The 8,739-nt window shown below is 33.7% G+C and carries 5 protein-coding genes; 4 read left to right on the top strand and 1 reads right to left on the bottom strand.

The features are described 5' to 3' along the window. The first annotated feature begins 96 nt into the window (after positions 1-96). Positions 97-1,668: a TAXI family TRAP transporter solute-binding subunit gene (locus AC3DU7_RS17950; RefSeq protein WP_488040682.1), complete on the top strand. Its 1,572-nt coding sequence runs from the start codon at positions 97-99 to the stop codon at positions 1,666-1,668. 716 nt (positions 1,669-2,384) lie between these two features. On the opposite strand, the gene AC3DU7_RS17945 is transcribed toward AC3DU7_RS17950, so the two are convergent. Continuing rightward, entirely contained in the window at positions 2,385-3,074 is a 690-nt protein-coding gene (locus tag AC3DU7_RS17945) for a glycoside hydrolase family 108 protein (RefSeq protein WP_488040681.1), read from the bottom strand. Positions 3,075-3,348: 274 nt separating this feature from the next. On the opposite strand from AC3DU7_RS17945, the gene AC3DU7_RS17940 reads away from it, so the two are divergent. The 3 genes from AC3DU7_RS17940 to AC3DU7_RS17930 all read left to right on the top strand — a co-directional run bounded on the left by AC3DU7_RS17940 (position 3,349) and on the right by AC3DU7_RS17930 (position 8,053). Then, positions 3,349-5,511 (top strand): O-linked N-acetylglucosamine transferase, SPINDLY family protein, encoded by a 2,163-nt coding sequence (locus AC3DU7_RS17940; protein ID WP_488040680.1) that lies wholly within the window; start codon positions 3,349-3,351, stop codon positions 5,509-5,511. A 581-nt stretch (positions 5,512-6,092) separates the two neighbouring features. After that, the gene (locus AC3DU7_RS17935; protein ID WP_488040679.1) at positions 6,093-7,448 is read left to right on the top strand and encodes an ion transporter; all 1,356 of its coding nucleotides are present in this window, start codon (positions 6,093-6,095) and stop codon (positions 7,446-7,448) included. A 5-nt stretch (positions 7,449-7,453) separates the two neighbouring features. Further along, a complete protein-coding gene (locus tag AC3DU7_RS17930) occupies positions 7,454-8,053 on the top strand; it encodes a MiaE family protein (protein ID WP_488040678.1) in 600 nt (199 codons plus the stop codon). Positions 8,054-8,739: the final 686 nt, after the last annotated feature.

Here is an 8,739-nt window from a genome sequence, read left to right as displayed (position 1 = left end):
TAGATTAGAGAATTATTAGTCATGCATAGTAATAGTTAAGCATAAATCATCGCATTATTCTAGGCATAACATTTTTCCTTTTAAGGAGATAATAAATTGCATATATTTACTAAATTATCAACTGCTATATATCCTCATCACAAGCTACCTAGTAAATTAATAGGAATAGGAGGTATATTTTTATGGGCGATCTCATTAACGAGTTGCACTACTCAACGCCACAGTCTTACCCTTTCTAGTGGCACTAATGGAGGTGCTTATGAAAACATAGGTAGGCAAATAGTAACTTCAGCTCGTGAAGTAGGGAAAATAACCGTCCGCGATAATTATGATTCCTACGGTTCGCAACAAAACCTCAAACGTCTACTTGATGGAGAAACAGACCTTGCCCTAGTTCAACTAGATGTCGCCAGCGAAGCAATGAAAATGGGCAAAGTCCAAGCAATAGCTATTCTTGCTCATGAATATTTACATCTAATTACACAATCTGACTCAGAAATCGAGACTTTTACTGACCTTGACGGAAAACGAGTCATTTTTGGTACTCCCGAAAGCGGTATTTATTTCACTGCTAGACGACTATTTAGTGCTACAAATCTCAACATTATTGAAGCTAAAATCGATCTCCAAGAAGGATTTAGTAAACTTAAACAAAAAGAAATAGATGCTTTTGTATATGTTGGTCCAGTTGGAAGTAGTAAAAAAGTTCAAGCAGAGCTAGCAACACCTCCCTTGCTCAGGTTAGTTCCGATATCAACAGCTTTTATTAACTACTTAACTATTCAATTTCCAGAATCATATCAAAGCGCCATCATGCCAAAAGGCAGTTATATTCCTTTACCACCAATACCTAAAGAAAATTTACCTACTATTTCTACTGCTGCTGCTTTAGTAACTCGTCCTGATGTCAGCAAAGAAAAAATTGCTCTTTTAACTTGGTCAATTATCTCATCTTCTCGACAATACTCATTATTTTACCCAGAGCTTGCTAACGGAAATGCTCGCTCTTTATTACAGAATGGATTGGTATATCTTCATCCTGGTTCCCAGGAAGCATTTGAGCAAGGTGACCCCAGGCAAGTTTGGATGCGCTACTTAGAGGAAAACCAAGATTTGCAGGCAGGTATCATTATTGTTATATCTACAGGTATTATCGGATTTTTGTTGCGAATGTGGCGTCATAAACAGTGTCTCAATATGATTAAAAATAGCCGTTTAGCTCTCAGTGACATTAGTTTAAATTTAGAAGAAAATCCAATTCAAGCTCTTAAAGAAGTAGAAGAATTAAGGCAGCAACATAGGTCAATGTTGATAGAAGGAGATTTACCTAAAGAAGCTTATGAAAAGTTAGAAGAAATGACAAAGTTGCTTGTAGAAGAATGCCAAACTTTGCAAGAAAAGCAAAATCAGAAAGATATTCAAAATACCATAGCATTAATTGATGAATGGCAATCTATGTCGGAAGTATACCCAGAAGAAGCTCAGGATAAGCTGGAAAGTTTAGAGAATAAGTATCGAGAAATGTTATTATCACGTCAAATTGACATTCAGACTTTCATTCATCTGACTCAGCTTATTAGTCATTATGTCAAATTAAATAATAGTAATAGTCATAGTAATAGTAATAATACGACTCATAATAATGTTCCTGCGTCCTTAAATTCTTGAAGAAGGAAGAAGGAAGAAGGGATAAATATTGAAAAAAATGGAAAAACGATCGGAAGAATACTTTAGTTATCTAAGAGAGAAGGAAAATATTACGTTGTCTGAATTTGAATCTTTCGAGCTTTTCTAATATCAAGTCTAAATAGGGTTTGCGCTCAAAAGTATGAGTGGTAAGGGTAGGAGCCAGAATCCAGAATCCAGAAATCAGGAGGAAGTCAGGAGGAATGGGAATTATAGAAGAGGTAGTCAGAAGAATCGTCCCAAGATTGTTCTTCCCCTATCTGGCCCAAAATATGCTCCTTTTTGAGCTCTAATAGCTCAAAACCAGGTACTTTTTCAATACCTAAAAAGGCACTTACCTTTATCTGCAAAGACTTTTAGATTTATTCAGCAAGCCCTAATTAAGAACGCTATAATAAGTTAACTATCTTTAGATGACTTCTGCTGTGAGCCAAGAAATTAATTTCTTGGCTTGGCGGATGACATGACTCGCCAAGGATTGAAACCCTTGGCTAATAATTTAAGTCATCTAAAGATGACTCTTAAGGAGTATGCCATCTTTTTCATCTTTTTATATTGTGGTTAATCAGTGCAACTTGATATAATCTTTGCTTCGACTGTTTTATCTGTAAGTTTTCCTTGATTTTATATCTTAGATTCCGCAGATCAATATTGCTTTATTCTACCTTCTTCTCTCTTCCTTCTGCCTTCTTCCTTCTTCAACGATCTTTGAGCTTTTCTACATAGCCCCACAAACTATAATCACGAGCTAACCAACCATGAAAAAAAGCCATTTGACTCGAATCTTCTTGTACTCTTTTATAACGATAAATAATCCTTTCATTAATCATTTGAAGAGCTGTATTTCGATTATTACCTTCTGTTAATGCTGACTTAGTATCAGCATCAAATATGCCTGTTTGTGGTAATCCCAAAGCCTGCTGAAGAAAAGTTACTGAGTTATTAATACCAAAGTTAACTGCAGTATCAAACATAACTACAGCTAGAGCGGGATGCATTGTAGCTGACTTACTATTATCCCAATAACCTTGATAAATTTCCATCAGCTCAGTATCAGACATTTGTTTAACATCTAAGGTTGGTAAACCACGTCTTCGTCTATAAGCATTATATTCAGTTTGCAAAATTCCTTTATAGGTTCGACCACCTTTATCTGCTGGATGATTACTAAATCCACCTTCAAAATATAGAGTAAAAGCTAGAGCTGTTTCAAATAATTTTTCTTCGTATTTTTCTTCGTATTTGTTTTCTGTTTGTGCTTGAACAGGAATTTTATTATCGATAAAAATAGGAATTCCTACTGTCAAAATCAATGAAATAATTCCCAAGATTATTTGATTTTTAAATTTTATTTTTGGTTGAAGTTGATGCATTTTTTTTATAATCATTGAAATGCTCCTTGTTTAATATTAAATACTAAGATTAATACTACATTTATTATCAGATTTGGGGCTTAGAATTGAGCTAAACATTACAGTTAAAAGTTTTGACTGTAGCTGATAGCTGATAGCTTATAGTTATATCAAATATTTTTACCCAAAACTAAACACAGGATAACTTAAATATTGCACTTTAGAGAAAAGAACTATATCCGATCGCCCTACTGAGGTGCAAAATATGGTAGGTTTTATCCTTTAATTAGATAAGATAGATTTTTTTCCAATGAATATTTCTTCCAGTCCTCCCCATTCACAAACTCCAAATTTTCAGGCATTAACGGCACAAGCTGAAATTTATTATGCCCAGGGACAGTTATCAGAGGCGATCGCTTGTTGTCGCCAGTCTTTAAATCTACAACCTAATTGGGCCTATACTTATGTCACCCTAGCAAATATTATCCAGGCCCAAGGTAAAATTTCAGAAGCAATTAATCTATATTATCGGGCAATAGAACTTAATCCTGAGTTATCCCAGGCTCATGTTAACTTGGGCAGTATGTTTTATCGACAGGGAAAGCTGGATGAGGCGATCGCTTGTTACAGAAAGGCGATTCAACTACGACCAGATATGGCCCCCGCCTATTGGAATTTGGCCAAAGTTTGTGAGCAACTGGGCAAGTTAGATGAAGCGATCGCCTCAGAAGAAAAAGCTTTAAAGTTAAATCCTAATTTGGGTGGGATTGAGGTTAATTTAAACCAGGGATATAAATTAGCTGAAGAGGGAAAATTAGATGAAGCTATTGATAGTTGGCAAAAGGCAATTACGCTCAACCCAAATTTAGCAGAGGCTTATAGTCAAATTGGCATAATTTTGAGAACTCAGGGTAAATTTTCTGAGGGTATTAAATATCTGAAAAAAGCGATTGAAGTTCGGCCTAATTATGCTACAGCACATCAACATTTATGTGGCATTCTTCGGGATGGTAATAATTATGAAGTTGCCAGGCAAGCAGTGTCTAATTATTATCAACAATGTGGGGAAATAGATCCGATTATGACTGGGATATATTTGATTAGCACTTATCAAATATCTGGCTTAAATGAAATTGCTAAAGATAGATTTTTTGACCTTGAAGCTAAACTGAAAGAAGATATGAATATTGTCAAAAAGGTAGTCGATCTAAAAGCTCTATATGGAAATTTTCTTTTCAGTGTTCCTTACTTAAGAGATGATATTCAAGCCAATTCTGACCTCTACAGATCGGTATCGAAAATTTATACACAATTTGTTCTCAAGCCTCAAAATAATAATTTTGTTACTCCTGTTAATTTTGACAATAAAAATCCATTAAAAATTGGCTTCATATCTAATCATTTTAATCGACATTCCGTCGGTTGGTGTAGCCTTGATATTATCCTAGAGTTAGGAAAATTAAATACAGAAATATATTTATATTCAACGGAACGCCTCAAAGCAGATGACCAAACTAAAAAATTTAGCCAAGCTGTTACTAAATTATACGTACCGAAAAAATATCCTCAAGGAAGCGTCGATATCCGAGAAATTATTACCGAAATTCAGCAAGATAAAGTAGATATATTGATAGACTTAGATTCTTTGAGTTTACCAATTAATACAGAGATTTTATATTATAAACCTGCACCAGTTTGTATATCTTGGTTAGGATTTGATGCCCCTTACATATCTGAAAATAATTATTTTCTATGCGATCTACATACCCACCCCCAAGACCGAGATAAATACTATATAGAAAAATTAGTGAGGATGCCAAATTCATTTGTGGCAACTTCTGGTTTTCAAAGAATAGAAACAAATAGAGCTAATTTAAGAAAGTCTCAAAGGATAGGTTTAGACCAAATTGTTTATCTTTGTTTAGCACCAGGGAGAAAGTTTAACCGAGATTTAGTTAAGGCACAAATTGCTATTTTGAAGCAAGTTCCCAATAGTATATTAATTCATAAAGCATTAGGAGATATAGAAGTATTTCAAGCTGCTTATCATCAAGCTTGTAAAGCTGAGGATGTAAGTATTCATCGGATTAAATTTATGGAAAGATTTCCCACAGAAGAGGAACATAGAAGTATCTATTCTTTAGCAGATATTATGCTTGATTCTTATCCTTATAATGGTGGTACTCATACCCTAGAAGCTTTATGGTTTAATTTACCAGTTGTTACTCTTGCCGGAGAACAATTTTTATCTAGAATGGGTTATTCCTTTTTACAAAATTTAGATATTAAATTAGGCGTGGCATGGTCATGGAATGAATATATTGATTTGGCTGTAAAATTAGGTCAAAATCCTCATTTACGTCAGGAATTGGTCGATAAATTAGTTAAATCTAAAGATCAAGAAAATTTAGCGCCATTATGGAACCCGAAAAAATTTGCTCAAGATATGTATAATAAAATCGGAAAATTATGATATGGCAGTTCCCAAAAAGCGTACAAAATTCCTTGATTTTAGGGAGTAGGGAGTAGGGAGTAGAAAACAAGAAAAACAACTGTACCTCAGTAACTTGAGAAACGCTGTACTTATTCCGTTTGTTGGATATAAAAAAAGTATATGAAAATAGATAAAAAATTATTTTATTCTAGTTAATTAAGATACCCAGCAAAATGAAAATTTGGTAGCTGGCAATTGGTAGCGAGTTTGATGCCTCTACCGTATTGCTTTCTTCTGTGTATTGCCTTTTTCACTAACAAATTTTACTATATAAAATAATGGGTTGATTATACCAATTAACTTCAAAAGTATCACAAATAGTTGGTAACTGATGAAGTCAAATAATAAGCTGAACCTTACCCGCTATGAGTAGAGATTTTAACTACCTAAAATATCACTTCTTGCTTTTGACCTTTGACTTCTTACTTTAAGTGAAACGATATTAGGACTTATGCAGATAATAAACCTGAGACAGGGAAATATTCTTTCCACTTTTGCCTATTGCCTGTTGCCTGTTGCCTGTTGCCTGTTCCCTCCTATAATTACTCAATAAAAATAAAGTGAAAATTCCCACACTTCATCCCAATAGTAAATTTATTAGATCCTGGCAAGTATTAATTGTATTCATTACTATTTATAATGCTTTCATAATCCCTTTTAGAATTGCTTTTAAAAATAAATTTGATGGTATCTGGATTGTATTAGACATTATAGGAGATGTAATTTTAATTATTGATATATTGATTCGATTTAATCTTGGCTACATTGAATACGGAGAATATATTCAAGACAAAAAAAAGATCGCTCAACATTATCGATCTCGACTCTTTTTCAGACATTTCTTCGCTAGTATTCCGCCAGCAGATTTAATTGCCAGAATATTTGCACCCAACTCACTATTTATTATTGCTGTATTGAGATTCCCTCGTTTATTTCGACTACCTCAATTTTATCGAATTTTTAACAGGTGGGAAACTAATGTAAATATTAACCCTACCTTGATGAGAATGTATAAATTAGTCATAATAATTATTTTAATTACTCATTGGGTAGCTTGTCTCTGGTTTACGATTGGTAGTTGGGAATCTAATGGTGAAAATTCTTGGTTGATTAGAAATTCCCTACAATCAGCAAGTATGAGAACTCAATATATTAATTCCCTTTATTGGGCAATTACAACTCTGACTACTGTAGGATATGGAGATATTATTCCCACTACTGAAATTGAAATAATATTTTCTTTGGGAGTCATGTTTTTAGGAATATCTATGTATGCCTATATTATTGGCAATGTATCTTCATTAATTTCTAACCTAGATGCTACAAAAGCCAGATATAGAGAAAAATTAGGGCAAATTCAAACCTATATGCGGGACAATAAAATTTCCCCTAAGTTACAGCAAAAAATTAGAGATTACTATCAATATAGATGGATTGAAAATCGAGATATTAGAGATTATCACATACTCGAAGAATTACCTTATTCTCTCAAAATGAAATTAGCACTACAATTACATAAAGAAGTAATTGAGAAAGTGCCTATTTTTGAAGGAGCAGATACACATTTTTTTGAAGAAATAGTAATGGTTTTAAAACCTGAAATATTACCACCTAATGAATATATAATTCGAGAAGGGCATTTGGGTCATGAAATGTACTTTATTAAACGTGGTTTAGTACAAGCCTTCTCAGAAAAAACTGGTATTATATACAGGAATATGGGTGCAGGTACATTTTTTGGAGAAATTGCTCTAGTATATGAACAACGACGTACTGCATCAATCATTACATTGACTTACTGTGAATTATTTATTTTAGAAAAAGATGACTTTAAAAAAGTGTTAGAAAATTATCCAGACTTTGCAGCTAAAGTTAAAAAAGCAGCAAAAGAACGCTATGAAAATGAACAAAAGTAATAAATATGCAACTAACAAAAACACCAACCATTAAATATATTAAACAACCTACTTCCCAAGCTTGGATAGAACAAGCGATCGCCAATCTAGATACTATATTATTAGACCATTCTCACTGTGAACGAAAAGCAGCAGGAGTAGCTTTAAATTTAATGTTTCGCTATCCTTCAAGTACGAAACTAATCAAAAAATTGACAGCTATTGCCAAAGAAGAGTTAGAACATTTTGACCAAGTAAACCAATGGTTAGAACGTCGTAATATTCCATTAGCTCCTCTAAATTCTCCTCCTTATGGAGCAGCTTTGAATAGTAAAGTACGGCGGAATGAGCCTGAAAGAATGTTAGATTTATTATTAGTTTACTGTTTAATTGAAGCTCGAAGTCACGAACGTTTAGGCTTACTTGCAGATTACTGCCCAGAACCAGAATTAGCAAAATTTTATCGTAGTTTAATGGCATCTGAAGCCAGACATTATGGAATATATTGGGTTTTAGCTACAACTTATTTTGAACAAGAAACAGTAGAGAAAAGATTAGAGGAATTAGCAATATTTGAAAGTGAAATTTTAAGCAATTTACATCCCGAACCACGCATCCATAGTTAATATTTAATAAGGAAGAGGAAAGAGGGAAGAAGGAAGAATAAAAAATCTTACTTTGTCTAATTTTTAAGGTTTTGATATTTCCTAACCTTTGCTTAAATTGCTATATTAGGTATTAGGTGGCTTGGTCATTTCAGTTATCAGTTATCAGTTATCAGTTATTAGTACCTCCGACTAAAGCCGGAGACTTGAAATATTGAACTGAATATTCTCTTGGTAGATTGGATATGGCAAGGTCCTCTCGCCATCCCACCCTCTGGGAAGCTGCGCTAACGACTGCTGTCTTGGTAGATTGGATATGGCGAGGTCCCCTCGCCATCCCACCCTACGGGAAGCTGCGCTTTTCGCGCCAGCGTTGCAAAGCAAACGACCGCTTTTTCATCCTCTTAAAAGGGCAGGCTTTGGACCTCATTTTTTGGTAAAAAATTTCACTTTTTCAAGCAAGATTACTAATATGTATTGTTATAATATCATGTCTGCACTTTGTCGTTTGTGCAAACCCAAAAGTGAATATCTACAGGAAATTTAAGTTTTTTTCAGACTTTTAAACCTTCTTCCTTCTTCCCTCTTCCTTACCTAATATTTAAGGTTTAAAACCTCTATTTTAAAGGAAAAACAAGAAAAAAAATTCCCTACCGCGTCAATCCTCTTCTTGAAAATAATTAATAATTATTAATTATTAATTATTA

Source organism: Okeania sp. (genome assembly GCF_983059655.1).
Note: the sequence above shows the minus strand (reverse complement) of the source record. Positions and strands in the feature narration are given on the sequence as shown.

Excerpts from the sequence above, each read along its gene's own strand:
- AC3DU7_RS17945 (WP_488040681.1), bottom strand. The coding sequence starts at position 3,074 with ATGATTATAAAAAAAATGCATCAACTTCAACCAAAAATAAAATTTAAA.
- AC3DU7_RS17930 (WP_488040678.1), top strand. The coding sequence starts at position 7,454 with ATGCAACTAACAAAAACACCAACCATTAAATATATTAAACAACCTACT.
- AC3DU7_RS17940 (WP_488040680.1), top strand. The coding sequence starts at position 3,349 with ATGAATATTTCTTCCAGTCCTCCCCATTCACAAACTCCAAATTTTCAG.